Genomic DNA, 17,340 nt, shown 5'->3' on the forward strand with positions numbered 1-17,340 from the left:
AGCTTTACTCGCTTTTTTGTTTCTTCAGTTTGATCGTGAACACCTCAACCGGGCCGGCCGAGTTTTTGTCAAATTCGCAGCCGGCCTGCACGCCGGTCACCGCCAGCTCGCGCGCGGTCTTGGGGCTGTCCCACGCGGCATGCATGGCGCCCAGTGCAAAGCTGCGGCCGCTGCCGATGCCCCAGAACTCCTTGAACTCAAAGACCTCCCGGTAGCTGTAGAGGCCATAGATGCCGGTTGCGTTGGCGATCACCACGCTGAACTGGCTGGACTCGTACGGGTCGTTGTCGTCTTCCTTGGTTTGCAGGAAAAACGTGTCCTTGAGCACCGGGTGCAGCAGGGTGAAGGTGTCAAACACCTGGTCTTTGCTGTTCAGGCGCAGCTTGTCGGCAGGCAGTGCCGCCATCGCCTTGCGCAGCACCGGAAAATGCGCCACCGTACCCGCCAGCCCCACGTAGCTGATGCCACCAGCGCCCTCCACCTTGAAGAGCTTGCTGTTGGCCTCGAACCGGTGGTTCAGGCGGGTGTCGCCAAAGGTGACCAGGGTGTCGGCGGCAATTGCCACCTGCCCGGCCTTTTTGACAACAACGATGGTCGTCATGCCAGCCTTACAGCAGGACTCGGCGGAAGTCGCCCAGAATCTGGCCCAGGTACACGTTGAAGCGTGCAGCCGCAGCGCCATCGATCACGCGGTGGTCCCACGTCAGCGACAGCGGCAGCATCAAGCGCGGCTGGAAGGCCTTGCCATCCCAAACGGGTTCGATGGTAGAACGGCACACGCCGAGGATGGCGACCTCAGGAGCATTGATGATGGGCGTGAAGTAACGCCCGCCAATGCCACCCAGGCTGGAGATGGTGAAGGTGGCACCGGACATGTCTGCCGGGCTCAGCTTGCCATCGCGCGCCTTCTTGGCCAGTTCGCCCATCTCGGTGCTGATCTGGAAGATGCCCTTCTTGTCGGCATCTTTGATCACGGGCACCACCAGGCCATTGGGCGTGTCCGCTGCAAAGCCGATGTGGTAGTACTGCTTGTAGACCAGCGCATCGCCATCCAGCGAGCTGTTGAACTCGGGGAACTTCTTGAGCGCGGCCACGCAGGCCTTGATCAGGAAAGCCAACATGGTGACCTTGATGCCGCTCTTCTCGTTTTCCTTGTTGGTGGAGACGCGGAAGGCTTCCAGGTCGGTGATGTCGGCGTCGTCGTGGTTGGTGACGGCGGGGATCATGATCGCGTTGCGCAACAGGTTGGCGCCGCTGATCTTCTTGATACGCGACATCTCCTTGCGCTCGATCGGGCCGAACTTCGCAAAGTCCACCTTGGGCCACGGAATCAGGCCCAAGCCCGCGCCATCATTGCTGCCAGAAGCCTTGGCCTGTGCAGCCGCAGCCAGCGTTTGCACCGCACCGCTCATTACCGAACGGGTGAAGCCCTGCACGTCGGCCTCGGTGATGCGGCCCTTGGGGCCGGAGCCCTTGACTTCACCCAGCGGCACACCCAGCTCACGCGCAAACTTGCGCACCGAGGGCGAGGCATGGGGCAAGCCCAGCGTAGCACCACCAGGGGCGTGCGCGGGTAAGGCAATTGAGGCGGCAGGTGCTGCAACAGCCGCCGCCGCCACCGGCGTGGCGGCGGGCGCCGCTGCCGGGGCGGGAGCAGTCGGTGCGGCTGCAGGGGCCGCGCTGGCGGCACCCACGGCGCCCTCCAGAATCACCACCAGATCCCCGATGTTCACGGTGTCACCGAGCTTGACCTTGATTTCCTTGACCACACCGGCGGTGCTGGACGGAATTTCCATGGAGGCCTTGTCGCTCTCCACGGTGATCAGGCTTTGCTCCACCTTCACGGTGTCACCCACCTTCACCAGCAGTTCAATGACGGCCACGTCCTTGAAATCGCCAATGTCAGGCACGCGCACTTCCACGGGGCCGGAGGCCGCAGGGGCGGCAGCGGGCGCTACAGAAACAGGAGCTGCTGGCACAGCAGCGGCGGAGGCTGGAGCCGCTTTTGGCTCTGCAGCCGGGGCAGCAGCGCCACCTTCAGCTTCCAGCACCAACACGACGGAGCCCTGCTTGACCTTGTCGCCCAGCTTGACCTTGATCTCCTTGACCACACCGGCGCTGCTGGAGGGTATTTCCATGGAGGCCTTGTCGCTCTCCACCGTGATCAGGCTTTGCTCGGCCTTGACCGTGTCGCCCACCTTGACCATCAACTCGATCACCGCCACCTCGTCGAGATCGCCAATGTCCGGGACTTGTACTTCTACGATTGCCATGTTGTTTGTCTCCGGTGCTTAGGCGTACAGGGGGTTCACTTTGTCGGCGTTGATGCCGTACTTCTTGATGGCCTCTGCCACCTTGGCCACGGGCACGCTGCCCTCTTCGCTCAGCGCCTTCAGGGCGGCGACCACGATGTAGTGGCGGTTCACCTCGAAGTGCTCCCGCAGCTTGCTGCGGAAGTCGGAGCGGCCAAAGCCGTCGGTGCCCAGCACCTTGTAGGTACGGCCCTTGGGCACAAAGGGGCGGATCTGCTCGGCATAGGCCTTCATGTAGTCGGTCGACGCGACCACGGGGCCGGTGGACTTGGCGAGTTGCTGTTCCACAAACGACACACGCGGTGTTTCCAGCGGGTGCAGCAGGTTCCAGCGGTCGGCGTCCTGGCCGTCTCGGGTCAGTTCGTTGAAGCTTGGGCAGCTCCAGACATCGGCGCCCACGCCCCAGTCTTTCTCCAACAGCTCTTGTGCCGCAATGCTTTCGCGCAAGATGGTGCCCGAGCCCAGCAGTTGCACACGGGGTGCCTTCTTGGTCAGCGCGGGGCCTTCCTTGCACAGGTACATGCCCTTGATGATCTGCTCTTCGGTGCCGGCCTTCAGACCAGGCATGGCGTAGTTTTCGTTCAGGAGCGTCAGGTAGTAGAAAACGTTATCCTGCTTCTCCACCATGCGCTTCAAACCGTGGTGCAGGATGACGCCCACTTCATGTGCGAAGGTGGGGTCATAGCTCACGCAGTTGGGAATGGTGCCGGCCATGATGTGGCTGTGACCGTCTTCGTGCTGCAGGCCTTCGCCGTTCAGCGTGGTGCGGCCCGATGTGCCGCCCAACAGGAAGCCGCGTGCCTGCATGTCGCCCGCCGCCCAGGCCAGATCGCCGATGCGCTGGAAGCCGAACATCGAGTAATACACATAGAACGGCACCATGATGCGGTTGCTGGTGCTGTAGCTGGTGGCCGCTGCAATCCAGCTGCTCATGCCGCCGGCTTCGTTGATGCCCTCTTGCAGGATCTGGCCCTTGGTGTCTTCCTTGTAGTACATGACCTGGTCTTTGTCGACCGGGGTGTACTGCTGGCCAGCGGGGTTGTAGATACCCACTTGGCGGAACAGGCCTTCCATACCAAAGGTACGGGCTTCGTCCACCAAAATCGGTACCACGCGCGGGCCCAGCGCCTGGTCGCGCAGCAACTGGGTCAGGAAACGTACATAGGCTTGGGTGGTGGAGATTTCGCGGCCTTCGGCCGTAGGCTCCATCACGGACTTGAACACGTCCAACGAAGGTACCGTGAAGCTCTCGTCCGCCTTGGTGCGACGGTGAGGCAAGTAGCCACCCAAGGCCTTGCGGCGCTCGTGCAAGTACTTCATTTCCGGGGTGTCGTCCGCAGGCTTGTAGAACGGGATGTTGGGCAGATCGCTGTCGGGCACCGGAATGTTGAAGCGGTCGCGGAAGGCCTTGATGTCCTCGTCGGTCAGCTTCTTGGTCTGGTGCACATTGTTCTTGCCCTCACCGGCCTTGCCCATGCCAAAGCCCTTTACCGTCTTGATCAGCAGCACGGTGGGCTGGCCCTTGTGGTTCACGGCCTTGTGGAAGGCGGCGTACACCTTCTTGGAGTCGTGGCCACCACGGCGCAGGTCGAAGATCTCTTCGTCGGACATCTTGGACACCATTTCCAGGGTGCGCGGATCCTTGCCGAAGAAATGCTTGCGCACGTAGGCGCCGTCGTTGGCCTTCATGGCCTGGTAGTCGCCGTCCAGCGTCTCCATCATGATTTTCTTCAGGGCGCCTTCCTTGTCGCGCGCCAGCAGCGCGTCCCAGCCAGAGCCCCACAGCAGCTTGATCACGTTCCAGCCCGCGCCACGGAATTCGCCTTCGAGCTCTTGCACGATCTTGCCGTTGCCGCGCACGGGGCCGTCCAGGCGTTGCAGGTTGCAGTTGATGACGAACACCAGGTTGTCCAGGCCTTCGCGTGCGGCCAGACCGATAGCGCCCAGCGATTCGACTTCGTCCATTTCACCGTCGCCGCAGAACACCCAGACCTTGCGGTTTTCGGTGTTGGCAATGCCACGGGCGTGCAGGTACTTCAAAAAGCGGGCCTGGTAGATGGCCATCAACGGGCCCAGGCCCATGGACACCGTGGGGAACTGCCAGAACTCGGGCATCAGCTTGGGGTGCGGGTAGCTGGACAGACCCTTGCCGTCCACTTCCTGGCGGAAGTTCAGCAGTTGCTCTTCGGTCAGCCGGCCTTCCAGGTAGGCGCGTGCATAGACGCCGGGGGAGACGTGACCCTGTATATACAGGCAGTCGCCACCGTGGTTTTCGCTCTCCGCGTGCCAAAAATGGTTGAAGCCGGCGCCAAACAGGCTGGCCAGCGAGGCAAACGAGCCGATGTGGCCACCCAAGTCACCGCCATCCACGGGGTGGTGGCGGTTGGCCTTGACCACCATGGCCATGGCGTTCCAGCGCATGTAGGCGCGCAGGCGTTCTTCAATTTCAAGGTTGCCGGGGGAACGCTCTTCCTCGTTGGCTTCAATCGTATTTACATAGCCCGTGGTGGCCGAGAAAGGCATGTCGATGCTCTTTTGGCGCGCATGCTCCAGCAGCTGTTCCAGTAAAAAGTGAGCGCGCTCGGGGCCCTCGGCTTCGATGACCGCACTCAGCGCGTCCATCCATTCACGGGTTTCCTGACCGTCCACGTCGGACGTGCCCAAAGGGTTTTGGGGAACTGCAGCCATCGATGTCTCCTTCTTGGTACTTTGGCGTAATTTAGTGCGGTAGCCCTAGTTTCTCACAATTATTTGTGTATTTCAAATCATGCGCAGTCATTTCATATAATGAACTTTTATGAAACTGCATGTACCCGCGCCTCTGCCGTGCTGCGAGCCGTCCCCTACACTTGGGCAATGCCTTTTTACAAAGTGATTTCTCTTCCGAAACCCCTCGCGCTGCCCACGGTGGGTGGTGCGCGCCGCTGGTGGCAGCGGCTAACGCCGCACCGCCAGGACCGGGTGGCCATGCTGGCCCCGTTGGCGGCCGTGATGTTGTTTTTTGCCGCCATCGTCGCGGCCCTGGGCTATCTGCGGCTGGAGGAAATGGACCGGGAACAAGAAGCCGTGCAGCGCGATGTGGAATACACCCAGCAGCGTCTGCGCCTGCGCCTGCTGGAGCGGCAAGAACAAATCATGCGCATTGCGCGCGAGGTATCGGGCCGGGAGCTGGACGCTGACGACTTTCGCCTGCGTGCCGCCACCATGATGGACCAATACCCCGAAGTGCAGGGCATGGCCTGGATCGATGACAAGCGCCGCACCCGCGCCAGTCAGGGCATGGGGGTCATCGCCAGCGGCCCATTGCAAACCTCGGGGGATGTGCTGGCCCGGGGACACCGCGACAGCGGTTTCTCGCTCACGCGGGAGGTCAACCAGCCAGTCTACGTTCAGCATCCCCTAGGCAAAGAAGAAGAGCCGCTGCTGCAAATGTACATACCGTTGAGCGACCGGGGCCGCTTTGGCGGGGTTCTGCTCACGGAGTACTCGGTTGATGGGCTCTACCGTTACGGCGTACCTTCCGAGGTGTCGGCCCGTTACGCCGTGTCCCTGCAAGATGCCAACGGTGCACTGCTGGCAGGCAGCAGCATGCCCGCGCGCAAGCTGGTTGGGCGCTTCCTACCGTGGTCCAACCCGGCCAACGAATACTCCATGCCTGTGTCCCCCGTGGGAGCGGGCTTGGTCATCCGGGCGCAGGCCTACAGAGCGTCGCTGGGGGTGATTGGCAGTGGCCTATTCTGGCTGGTCAGCGCCTTGAGCGTGATGACGGCCTGGATGCTGATTGCCAACTGGCGCCACACCCGCCGGCGCCTGCAGGCCCAACAGGCACTCATGTCGGAAACCAATTTCCGCCGCGCCATGGAAAACTCCATGCTCACCGGCATGCGCGCCATGGACCTGCAGGGCCGCATTACGTATGTAAATGCCGCCTTTTGCCAGATGACGGGTTGGACCGAGTCCGATCTGGTGGGCCGCACCGCCCCCTTCCCGTATTGGCCGGACGGCGACCGTGAGCACATGGCCTCGCGCCTGGAGGAAGAGATGCACAGCAACACCGCACCCGGTGGTATCCAGGTGCGGGTGAAGCGGCGCGACAACACGCTGTTTGATGCCCGCCTCTACGTGTCACCGCTGATTGACGCCATGGGCACGCAAACTGGCTGGGTCACCTCCATGACCGACATCACGGAGCCCAACCGTGTGCGTGAGCAGTTGTCAGCCTCGCACCAGCGCTTCACCACGGTGCTGGAGGCGCTGGACGCTTCCATTTCAGTGGCCCCGCTGGGCAGTGATGAACTGCTGTTTGCCAACAAGCTGTACCGCCAGTGGTTCGGCGTGCAGGCTGGCGGCCATCTGCAGTTGGTGGCCGAGGCTGGCATGCCACACAACCCGCCCAATGACGAAGCCTCAGACAGTGTGGATTCATTTGCCGGCCTGCCCACTACGGCCCTGCCCGACAGCGACACAGAAAGTGCCGAAATCTTCATCACCGCCCTGGGCAAATGGCTGGAGGTGCGTACGCGCTACCTGAGCTGGGTGGACGGCCGCCTGGCCCAGATGGTGATTGCCACCGACATCACCACCCGCCGCTTGGCCGAGGAGCAAGCGGCCACGCAGGCAGAGCGGGCTCAAACCTCCAGCCGCCTGATCACCATGGGTGAAATGGCCTCCAGCGTGGCCCACGAGTTGAACCAGCCGCTGACCGCCATCAACAACTACTGCAACGGCATGGTCTCCCGCATCAAGGACAAGCAGATTTCGGAAGAAGACCTGCTGGTGGCGCTGGAAAAAACGGCCAAACAGGCCCAGCGTGCCGGCCAGATCATCCAGCGCATACGCTCGTTCGTGAAACGCAGTGAGCCCAACCGCACCATGTCCGAGGTGTCCACCATGGTTTCCGAGGCGGTGGAATTGGCCGAAATCGAGCTGCGCCGCTTCAATGTTCGGCTCAACCACTATGTGGCGGCGCGGCTGCCGATGGTGTTGGTCGACCCCATTCTGATTGAGCAAGTGCTGGTGAACCTGCTGCGCAACGCGGCCGAATCCATTGATATGGCGTTGCGCCAGACTGCGGACCGGATCGTCGAGCTGCGGGTGCTGCCGCGCCATATCGACAACAAGCCCGTGATCGAGTTTTCTGTGCAAGACACGGGCAAGGGCTTGGCACCCGAAGTCATGGCACGCCTGTACGAAGCGTTCTATTCCACCAAGGCAGATGGCATGGGAATTGGCCTCAGTTTGTGCCGCTCCATCGTCGAGTCGCACCTGGGGCGGATGACTGCAGAGAACATCTACAATGGCACGGAAGTGTCGGGGTGCCGCTTCTCTTTCTGGGTACCTCTGACCGAGATCGGCGCTCTGACCTACAAAGAGCCGCCTGCGCCCCAACCCAACCTCGGATAACTGAATGAGCTTGATCCCCAAAAAAGGAACGGTTTACGTAGTCGATGACGACGAAGCAGTGCGCGACTCTCTGCAGTGGCTGCTGGAGGGCAAGGGATACCGGGTTCGCTGTTTTGATTCCGCCGAGTCCTTTTTGAGCCGATACGATGCACGCGAAGTGGCCTGCCTGATCGTAGACATCCGCATGGGCGGCATGACCGGCCTGGAACTGCAAAGCCGTCTGATCGAAGCCAAGTCCCCCCTGCCCATCGTCTTCATCACGGGCCATGGCGACGTGCCCATGGCGGTGGACAGCATGAAAAAGGGTGCCATGGATTTCATCCAGAAGCCCTTCAAAGAAGACCAGTTGGTCAGTCTGGTGGAGCGCATGCTGGAACACGCCAAGGACACCTTTGCTGACTACCAGCTCGCTGTCAGCCGCGACGCCCTGCTCTCCAAGCTCACGCTGCGCGAAAGCCAAGTTCTGGAACGCATCGTGGCCGGCCGCCTGAACAAGCAGATCGCCGACGACCTGGGCATCAGCATCAAGACGGTGGAGGCGCACCGCGCCAACATCATGGAAAAACTCAGCGCCAACACCGTGGCCGATCTGCTCAAGATTGCCTTGGGCCAGAACGCACCCAAAACCTGACGCTCCACTTTTTATAGCACCCTGCGCCCGCTCTGCCTCCGCTGCGGGCGTTTTTACTTGAAGAAACGACCATGACAGCTTCCGCACAGACCATCGATGGCAACGCCCTGGCGACCCAACTCCGTGGCGACGTTGCCAAACGCACCGCCGCCCTGAAGGCGCGCGGCCTGACGCCCGGCCTGGCCGTGGTGCTGGTGGGCGACAACCAGGCCAGCCAGGTCTATGTGCGCAACAAGGTCAAGGCCTGCACCGATGCCGGCCTGCACTCGGTGCTGGAGAAATACGAAGCCAGCATGACAGAGGCCGAACTGCTAGCCCGCGTGGATGCACTCAACAATGATCCCAGCATCCACGGCATCCTGGTGCAACTACCCCTGCCTGCGCACATTGACGCGCACAAGGTCATAGAAGCTATTTCTCCGGCCAAGGATGTGGACGGCTTCCACGTCGCCAGTGCCGGCGCCCTCATGGTCGGTCAACCCGGCTTTTGGCCCTGCACACCCTATGGCTGCATGAAGATGCTGGATTCGATTGGCTACAACCTCAAAGGCAAGCATGCCGTAGTCATCGGTCGCTCCAACATCGTGGGCAAACCCATGGCGATGATGTTGCTGCAACAGAATGCCACCGTCACCATTTGCCACAGCGGCACGGCGGACCTCAAAGCCATGACCCTGCAAGCTGACGTGATCGTGGCGGCCGTGGGCAAGCGCAATGTGCTCACCGCCGACATGGTCAAGCCAGGCGCCGTGGTCATCGACGTGGGCATGAACCGCGATGACGCGGGCAAGCTCTGTGGCGACGTGGACTTTGCTGGCGTGAGCCAGGTGGCCAGCCACATCACCCCGGTGCCCGGTGGCGTGGGCCCCATGACTATCACCATGCTGCTGGTCAACACGCTGGAAGCAGCGGAGCGCGACGCCGCCCAGCGCGGACTTGCATAGGCTCCATCCGCCCTTATTTGCCCAATATCTATACGCCTGCCCACACCACCATGAACCCTTTGCTAAACGCTACCGGCCTCCCCCTGTTTGACCAAATCCGGCCCGAGCATGTGGAGCCGGCCGTGGATAGCCTGCTGGCCCAGGCCGAGCAAGCGCTGGCGAAGGTGACTGCACACGACTTCCCCGCCGAATGGCATGCCATTGCCCGGGAACTGGATGTGGCCACCGAGAAGTTGGGCATGGCATGGGGTGCTGTCAGCCACCTCAATAGCGTGGCAGACACCCCTGAGTTGCGTGCTGCCTACAACGCCGCATTGCCCAAGGTTACCGAGTTCTGGACGCGCCTGGGAGCGGACGAGCGTCTGTACGCCAAGTACAAGGCGATTGACCCCAAGACCCTCAACACGGAACAGCTGCAGGCTCACAAAAACGCGGTGCGCAACTTTGTGCTGGGCGGTGCGGAGCTGCAGGGCGAGCAGCGCGAACGCTTTGCCGCTATCCAGGAGAAGCAAGCTGAACTGGGGCAGAAGTTCAGCGAAAACACGCTGGATGCCACTGATGCCTTCGCCTATTACGCCACGGAGGTCGAAATGGAAGGTGTGCCATCCGACGTGGTGCAAGCCGCTCGCGCGGCCGCCCAGGCGGAGGGCAAAGAGGGCTACAAGCTTACGCTGAAGATGCCCTGCTACCTTCCCGTCATGCAGTTCGCAAAGAGCGGCGCGCTGCGTGCTGTCCTTTACCGCGCGTACGTGACACGTGCCTCCACCGAGGCGGCTCCAGAGTTCCACAAGTTTGACAACACGGCCGTGATCCGTGACATCCTGGCGCTGCGGCAGGAAGAGGCGCAACTGCTGGGCTACGCCAACTTTGGCGCACTGTCTGTGGTGCCGAAAATGGCGGACTCGCCCGCTACCGTGGTCACGTTCCTGCGCGACCTGGCCCGCAAGGCCCGCCCGTATGCCGAGCAGGACATTGCCGACCTGCGCACCTTTGCCAAAGACCATCTGAGTCTGAACGATCCCCAGGCATGGGATTGGCCCTATATCTCCGAAAAACTCAAGGAGGCACGCTACGCTTTCAGCGAGCAGGAAGTCAAACAGTACTTCACGGCCCCCAAGGTACTGGCTGGCTTGTTCAAGATTGTGGAAACCCTGTTCGACGTGGAAATCCGCGAAGACAATGCTCCTGTCTGGAATGCGGGCGTCAAGTTCTACCGCATTGAGCGCCGCGACGCCCAAGGCCTGCAACTGGTCGGCCAGTTCTACCTGGACCCTACGGCCCGCAGCGGCAAACGTGGTGGTGCCTGGATGGACGATGTGCGAACCCGCTGGCTGCGCCCAGACAGCGGCCAGTTGCAAACCCCGGTGGCCCACCTGGTCTGCAACTTTGCCGAGGGCGTGGAAGTCAACGGCGTCAAACAACCCGCCCTGCTGTCCCACGACGATGTGACTACCTTGTTTCACGAGTTCGGCCATGGCCTGCACCACATGCTGACCCAGGTGAACGAACGCGATGTTTCAGGTATCAGCGGCGTCGAATGGGATGCCGTAGAGCTCCCCAGCCAATTCATGGAAAACTTCTGCTGGGAATGGAATGTGTTGCAGCACATGACATCGCATGTGGAAACTGGGGCCGCCCTGCCGCGCGCCCTGTTTGACAAGATGCTGGCTGCCAAGAACTTCCAAAGTGGCATGCAGACCCTGCGCCAGATTGAATTCGCCCTCTTCGACATGCTGCTGCACACTGAGCACAACCCCGCAGATGATTTCATGCCGCTGCTGGAGCAGGTACGCCAGGAAGTGGCCGTACTGCAAGCACCTGCGTGGAGCCGCGCGGCCCACACGTTCAGTCATATATTTGCAGGCGGCTACGCGGCAGGCTACTACAGCTACAAGTGGGCGGAGGTTCTGAGCGCCGATGCCTATGCCGCCTTTGAAGAAAGCGCCGATGCGCAAGGTTTGCCCAACCCGGAAACCGGAAGACAATACCGCATGGCTATTTTGGAGGCTGGCGGTAGCCGCCCGGCCATGGAATCCTTCAAGGCCTTCCGCGGGCGCGAGCCTTCGCTAGATGCCCTTCTGCGGCACCAAGGCATGACGGCCCACTGAACTCCACTGATACACGCGTAGGATTGGACCCATGACACACCGCAACATTCAGGCTTGGTTGGGCGCTTCGGCCCTGGTTTTCGTGGCCTTCGCGGCACAGGCACAAACGGTCTACAAAATCGTAGGTCCTGACGGAAAAATTACCTTTTCGGACAAACCGCCGGCCGCCGACAAGGGCAAGATTGCGTCCACTGGTGTGGGCGGCGCTGCGGCTGATGCTGCGGCGTCCAACCTGCCCTACGAATTGCGCCAAGTGGTGTCCAAATACCCGGTCACCCTGTATGCGTCGGCCCAGTGTGGCCCCTGTGACTCCGCACGCAGCCTGCTCAAAAGCCGTGGCGTGCCCTACACCGAGCGCTCAGTAACTACCCAGGAAGATCTGGACGCGCTCACACGCCTCGCGGGTGAAAATTCTCTGCCATTTGGCACCATCGGTGGACAGCGCTTGAAAGGCTTTTCGGACGCTGAATGGTCGCAGTATCTGGACGCCGCAGGCTACCCCAAGACATCACTGTTGCCCAGCAACTACAAGTTTGCTGCAGCAACCCCATTGGTCGCTCTGCAAAAACCTGCAGCCCCCGCCAAGGAAGCGCCAAAGGCTACTGAGCCAGCGGCCACGCCGGCGGCGCCCTCTGCCCCTGCACCCTCCAACCCTGCAGGCATCACGTTCTAAACACCGCTACAGGGTGCGGTGCGCTACCGGTGTTTCAGGCACGGGGTAGCCGGCTGCGCCGAAGGTGCTAACCACGGCCTTGTGGGTGTCAAAGTAGACCTGCCAGTAATGGTCGGTATGGGTGTAGGGCCGCACGCACAGCAACGGGCCTTCCGGTGTGAACTGCAGAATTTCAATATCAGGTGCCGGCGCGGTGGCAACATTCGGAACGGCAGCGACTGCCCTGCGCAGCCGTGCAATTGCATCCAACACGTCCACCCCGTTCGCAACCTTGGCCAGACAGTCCACACGGCGGTACGGCAAGGTGCTGAAGTTCTGGATCGAGCCAGAAAATACCGTGTTGTTGCCTACGATGGTGACCACGTTGTCAGGGGTAATCAGGGTGGTACCGAACAACCCCAATTCCTTCACTGTACCGGTCACGCCACCCGCGGTCACAAAATCCCCAACCTTGTACGGACGCAGCACTTGCATAAACACGCCTGCGGCGAAATGCGTCAGCAGGCCGCCCCAAGCGGTACCGATGGCCAGACCCGCACCGGCCAACAGGGCCGCGAACGACGTGGTTTGCACCCCAAAAATATCCAGAATCGCCAAGATCAGAACCACGTTCAGAATCACGGACAAAATGGAATTGAGGTAGTTCGCCAGCGTCTGGTCCACCTTGCCTCCACGCTGCAGGGCCGCCCCCAACAAGCGCAGCGCCAGCGCAATCAACCATCGACCCACAATCCAGGCAACCAAGGCGCCAAGCAACTTGAGACCAAAGTCTGCGCCCTGTGTGGTCAGAAATGTCCAGATGACTTCCGTATTCATGGCCCTGCCCTCCCAGAAATAAGACCGTACAAATGATCATAACTTTGGGCGAAAAAAAACCCGATCTCAGATCGGGTTTTTTCAACTTTGGCGGAGACGGAGGGATTCGAACCCTCGATGAGGCTCTACACCCCATACTCCCTTAGCAGGGGAGCACCTTCGGCCACTCGGTCACGTCTCCTAAAGGTCAGGCAGGATTATCGCACGACTCTGGCCCGATTTTCCCCAAACTGCGGTCTAAAAGCCGGGCACCCACGCTAGAACGGCCCCTCTTCGTTCCACAAAACCCTGTGCCACCTTGATATGGATGCGGTGGCCGCGCGTGGTGCAGGCCGCAATCTGCCGCTGCAGCTCGGCCAGCTGCGCTGCGCTCGGAATCACTCCATGGGTCCGGGCCAGCCAGTGGCGCAGGGCATTCGCCTGGCGTGCCTCGCCGAGAGATTGCAATGCCTTCACAACAGGCAGACCGTCGTCTACACCGCATACGGCCCTCAAGTCGGTCGTCGCGATCTCGTCCAGTATTTGCTGGGCCTGTGCAGCATGGGCCGCACTGCGGGCCAGCGTATCTCGGAACTGCGGAAACACGGCCTCCAGCGCAGGCAGCAGCTGGGCGCGAATACGGTTGCGGGTGAAACGCTGATCGGCATTGGTTGGATCTTCTACAAAATCCGCCCCCCGCTCAGCCAGCCAAGCCCGAATGTCTGACGCCGCCACCTGCAGCAAGGGCCGGTAAAACGCCAACCCGTCACGCTGCCACTGCGCAGGCATGGCGCTCAAGCCACGCAAGCCCGCGCCACGGCTCAGCGCCAGCAACACAGTCTCTGCCTGGTCATCTGCGTGCTGCGCCAACGCTATGGATTTAATAGCTATCTCCGTAGTATCGACGAGGGCTAGAGCACTCAAAGCTTTGTAACGGGCAATGCGCGCAGCATCTTCAGGGCTTTGACCGGGCGCATGTCCGGCGTTTACCTTCTGCACCCGCAACGGGACGCCAAGCTGGACGCAGAGTGCAACGCAATGGGCTTCAAAGTCGGCAGCAGCGGCCTGCAAGCCGTGGTTCACATGAAGGGCGACCACCTGCCCCGGCCAGCGCGCAGCACAGGCGATCAGCAGGGCGGTGGAGTCAGCGCCACCGCTGAACGCTACTCCCAAAGGCAAAGCGGGCTCAAAAGCCCGCAGGGCCGCATCCAGTGACTGGGTCATGGCGTGCGGCGGGTCGCCGGTGCACCCGGCTTATTTGCCGGTTGCCTTGGTGTCGGTGAAGCGGCCGTAGCTTTGCAGGCGTTCGTAGCGACGGTCCAGCAGCTCTTTGACTTTGAGATCGCTGATCTGGCGGTACGCATCGCCCAGCGCGCGCTTGAGAAAAGCCGCTGCCTGCTTGGTGTCGCGGTGTGCGCCACCGACGGGTTCGTTGACAATCTTGTCCACCAAGCCCAGGGCCTTGAGGCGGTGGGCGGTGATGCCCAGCGCGTCAGCGGCGTCCTGCGCCTTGTCAGAGGTCTTCCACAGGATGGAGGCGCAGCCTTCAGGGCTAATGACCGAGTACACCGCATACTGCAGCATGATGACTTGGTCGGCCACGGAAATGGCCAGCGCACCACCGGAACCACCTTCACCAATGATCGTGGTGATGATGGGCACTTCCAGTTGGGCCATCTCGAAGATGTTGCGACCAATGGCCTCGGACTGGCCCCGCTCTTCTGCGTCGATACCGGGGTAGGCGCCGGGTGTGTCCACAAAGGTGAACACGGGCAACTTGAACTTTTCGGCCAGCTTCATGAGACGCAGTGCCTTGCGGTAGCCCTCGGGCTTGCTCATGCCGAAGTTGCGCAGGCCACGTTCCTTGGTGTCACGGCCCTTTTGCTGGCCGATTACCATGCAAGGCGTACCGTTGAAGCGGGCCAGGCCACCCACGATGCTCAGGTCATCGGCAAAGTGGCGGTCACCGTGCAGTTCCACGAAGTGGGTGAAGATCTCACCCACATAGTCCAGTGTGTAGGGACGCTCGGCGTGGCGCGCGATCTTGGTGATTTGCCAAGGGGTCAAATCACTGTAGATATCTTTGGTGAGCTGCTGGCTCTTCTTGCTCAGTTGGTCGATTTCGGCGGAAATGTCCACCGCCGACTCGTTTTGCACGTAGCGCAGTTCTTCAATCTTGCCTTCGAGCTCGGCAATGGGCTGTTCAAAGTCGAGAAATGTCTTTTTAGCCAACGCGATTCTCCTTCTAGTACGCGACCGGTAGGGGGTCGAGAGACCGCCAAATATACCAAGTTGCGACACTGCAGTACGGTGCCCAGGCGGCCGCTACTTCACGCGCATCGCTGCGGCTCACCGCATCGCCTGAAAAATAGTTCTGGCTGATGCCCTGGATCAGGCCATCATCGTCCAGCGGTAGCACATTGGGCCGCATCAGGTGAAAGATCAGAAACATCTCGGCCGTCCAGCGACCAATACCTCGAATGGCCACCAACTCCGCGATGATTTCCTCATCACCCATGCCGTCCCAGTCTTTGACGTGCAGGGCACCGTTGTCAAAGTGCAGCGCCAAGTCCACCAGGTATTCCACCTTGCGCACGCTGAGGCCCGCGGCACGCATATCGTCCACCTTGAGTTTGAGCACATTGGCGGGTGTCATCTTGCGTGGCAGCAGCACAAAACGGTCCCACACCGTCTGGGCGGACTTGACCGAAATTTGCTGGCCCACGATGCTGCGTGCCAGAGTAACAAAGGCGTCGCCCCGGGTTTGCAGGCACGCATCGCCAAACTGGGGAATCAGGCGCTTCATCACCCGGTCTTTTTTCATCAGGTGTTTGCAGGCCTCTTCCCAAAAATAGGGAGTAGCTACCGCTTCAGCGGCCTTGATAGACGTAGCCATTACTGCGCAGATTCCCAGCTAGTGCCAGTGGCCGCATCTTTCAACACAATGCCTTTTGCCAGCAAATCCTTGCGAATGCTGTCCGCCAAAGCAAAGTCCTTGGCAGCCTTGGCAGCAGCGCGTTGGGCGATCAATGCCTGGATAGCGGTATCGTCCAAAGTCGCCCCCGCCTGCAAAAACGCTTTGGGCTCCGCTTGCAACAGGCCCAGGCACGCGCCCAGGGCCTTCAACTGTCCGGCCAACGCTGGCGACTTGCTGCGATTGACTTCGCCGGCCAAGTCAAACAATACGGCCACGGCCTCAGGCGTGCCAAAGTCTTCGTCCATCGCAGCCTTGAAGCGGGCGGCAAACGGCTCCGTCCAGTCCACGATCGCAGGCACCTGGGGCGCCACCAAATCCAACGCGGTGTAAAGCCGGCGCAGGGCATTATGGGCATCCGCCAGATGCGCATCGCTGTAATTCAGCGCGCTACGATAGTGCGCACGAATGATGAAAAACCGTGTGGTTTCAGGGTCAAACTGGGCCAAGATTTCGCGGATGGTGAAGAAGTTGCCCAAGCTCTTGGACATCTTCTCGTTATCACGGGTTACAAAGCCGTTGTGCATCCAGACCTGGGCCAGCGGCTTGCCAAATGCGCCCTCACTCTGGGCGATCTCATTCTCATGGTGGGGAAACTGAAGATCAGCCCCGCCGCCATGGATGTCAAACGACTCCCCCAACATTTCTTTGCACATGGCCGAGCACTCAATATGCCAGCCTGGGCGGCCTGCGCCATAGGCGCTGGCCCATTTGGCCTCCTCGGGTTCGGCCGGCTTGGCGGACTTCCACAGCACAAAGTCCAGGGGATCTTCCTTGCCATCGAGCACCGCCACACGCTCGCCCGCGCGCAGCTCGTCCAGCGACTTGCCGGACAACTTGCCGTATCCCGGCAGCTTACGCACTGAAAAGTTCACGTCGCCGTTGCTGGCTTGATAGGCCAAGCCTTTGCGCTCCAGTGCCCCAATCAGGCTCAGCATCTGGGGCACAAACTCGGTGGCCCGAGGCTCCATGCTGGGCCGCTCAACCCCCAGCGCATCCGCATCCTGGTGCAAGGCATCGACCATGCGGTCGGTCAGGGAGCGAATCGTTTCCTGGTTTTCCAGCGCGCGCCGGATGATCTTGTCGTCAATATCCGTGACATTGCGCACGTAGGTGACGCGCAAGCCGCTGGCCTTGAGCCAACGCTGCACGACATCAAATGCCAGCATCGAACGCGCATGCCCCAGGTGGCACAGGTCATAAACCGTCATGCCGCACACGTACATCCGCACATGGCCGGGCTCCATCGGTGAAAACGGTTCCAAAGCACGCGACAGCGTGTTGTAAATGCGCAAACTCATGGGTATCTCAAAACCAACACACAAAAGCAGCGAGCCCATGGCAACTCGGGAGAGGTTGCAGGGCTCAAGCGGGGTGAATCCGGGGTATTTGCCGGGGAGAGACTGGCTACCCCTCAGCTACAATGCAACGCAGTATAAAGCCCCGGCCAGAGGGCCATTCCCCGCGCAGAAATCCAAAGGCAATATGAAGCACGCCCCC

Annotated in this window: 13 protein-coding genes and 1 tRNA gene; 5 read left to right on the forward strand and 9 right to left on the reverse strand. The window is 61.0% G+C overall.

Translation table 11 applies throughout. The features are described from left to right. Window positions 1-4: 4 nt before the first annotated feature. Genes AC07OE_RS05120 through aceE form a run of 3 tightly spaced genes read right to left on the reverse strand, consistent with a single transcriptional unit; the run spans window position 5 to window position 5,000 of the window. On the reverse strand, window positions 5-601 hold the full coding sequence (locus tag AC07OE_RS05120; protein ID WP_495069483.1) for an MFS transporter: 597 nt from the start codon (window positions 599-601) through the stop codon (window positions 5-7). A gap of 7 nt (window positions 602-608) precedes the next feature. Then, complete coding sequence (gene aceF / locus AC07OE_RS05125; RefSeq protein ID WP_495069484.1) at window positions 609-2,273, reverse strand: dihydrolipoyllysine-residue acetyltransferase; 1,665 nt, start codon at window positions 2,271-2,273, stop codon at window positions 609-611. An 18-nt stretch (window positions 2,274-2,291) separates the two neighbouring features. After that, on the reverse strand, window positions 2,292-5,000 hold the full coding sequence (aceE, locus tag AC07OE_RS05130; protein ID WP_495069485.1) for a pyruvate dehydrogenase (acetyl-transferring), homodimeric type: 2,709 nt from the start codon (window positions 4,998-5,000) through the stop codon (window positions 2,292-2,294). A gap of 168 nt (window positions 5,001-5,168) precedes the next feature. Here aceE and AC07OE_RS05135 point away from each other — a divergent pair, with 168 nt between their 5' ends. The 5 genes from AC07OE_RS05135 to AC07OE_RS05155 all read left to right on the forward strand — a co-directional run bounded on the left by AC07OE_RS05135 (window position 5,169) and on the right by AC07OE_RS05155 (window position 12,071). Continuing rightward, window positions 5,169-7,715, forward strand: coding sequence for a PAS domain-containing sensor histidine kinase (locus AC07OE_RS05135; RefSeq protein ID WP_495069486.1), 2,547 nt, complete (start codon window positions 5,169-5,171; stop codon window positions 7,713-7,715). Window positions 7,716-7,719: 4 nt separating this feature from the next. Continuing rightward, a complete protein-coding gene (locus AC07OE_RS05140; RefSeq protein ID WP_094478892.1) occupies window positions 7,720-8,346 on the forward strand; it encodes a response regulator transcription factor in 627 nt (208 codons plus the stop codon). Window positions 8,347-8,417: 71 nt separating this feature from the next. Then, window positions 8,418-9,290: a bifunctional methylenetetrahydrofolate dehydrogenase/methenyltetrahydrofolate cyclohydrolase FolD gene (folD, locus tag AC07OE_RS05145; protein WP_495069487.1), complete on the forward strand. Its 873-nt coding sequence runs from the start codon at window positions 8,418-8,420 to the stop codon at window positions 9,288-9,290. A gap of 50 nt (window positions 9,291-9,340) precedes the next feature. After that, window positions 9,341-11,398 carry a M3 family metallopeptidase gene (locus tag AC07OE_RS05150; protein ID WP_495069488.1) on the forward strand — a complete coding sequence of 686 codons (2,058 nt, stop codon included), beginning with the start codon at window positions 9,341-9,343 and terminating at the stop codon, window positions 11,396-11,398. A gap of 31 nt (window positions 11,399-11,429) precedes the next feature. After that, window positions 11,430-12,071 (forward strand): glutaredoxin domain-containing protein, encoded by a 642-nt coding sequence (locus tag AC07OE_RS05155; protein WP_495069489.1) that lies wholly within the window; start codon window positions 11,430-11,432, stop codon window positions 12,069-12,071. A 6-nt stretch (window positions 12,072-12,077) separates the two neighbouring features. On the opposite strand, the gene AC07OE_RS05160 is transcribed toward AC07OE_RS05155, so the two are convergent. The 6 genes from AC07OE_RS05160 to cysS all read right to left on the reverse strand — a co-directional run bounded on the left by AC07OE_RS05160 (window position 12,078) and on the right by cysS (window position 17,141). Beyond that, window positions 12,078-12,887 (reverse strand): mechanosensitive ion channel family protein, encoded by an 810-nt coding sequence (locus AC07OE_RS05160; RefSeq protein WP_495069490.1) that lies wholly within the window; start codon window positions 12,885-12,887, stop codon window positions 12,078-12,080. 88 nt (window positions 12,888-12,975) lie between these two features. Continuing rightward, window positions 12,976-13,068 (reverse strand) — tRNA-Ser (locus AC07OE_RS05165). 56 nt (window positions 13,069-13,124) lie between these two features. After that, window positions 13,125-14,090: a tRNA lysidine(34) synthetase TilS gene (tilS, locus tag AC07OE_RS05170; RefSeq protein ID WP_495069491.1), complete on the reverse strand. Its 966-nt coding sequence runs from the start codon at window positions 14,088-14,090 to the stop codon at window positions 13,125-13,127. Between the two features lie 30 nt (window positions 14,091-14,120). Beyond that, window positions 14,121-15,098: an acetyl-CoA carboxylase carboxyltransferase subunit alpha gene (locus AC07OE_RS05175; RefSeq protein ID WP_495069492.1), complete on the reverse strand. Its 978-nt coding sequence runs from the start codon at window positions 15,096-15,098 to the stop codon at window positions 14,121-14,123. 13 nt (window positions 15,099-15,111) lie between these two features. Beyond that, entirely contained in the window at window positions 15,112-15,762 is a 651-nt protein-coding gene (locus tag AC07OE_RS05180) for a DNA-3-methyladenine glycosylase family protein (RefSeq protein ID WP_495069493.1), read from the reverse strand. After that, window positions 15,762-17,141: a cysteine--tRNA ligase gene (gene cysS, locus AC07OE_RS05185; RefSeq protein ID WP_495069494.1), complete on the reverse strand. Its 1,380-nt coding sequence runs from the start codon at window positions 17,139-17,141 to the stop codon at window positions 15,762-15,764. The genes AC07OE_RS05180 and cysS overlap by 1 nt, the downstream gene beginning before the upstream one ends. Between the last annotated feature and the right edge of the window lie 199 nt (window positions 17,142-17,340).

This window comes from Rhodoferax sp. GW821-FHT09E07 (assembly GCF_059416145.1).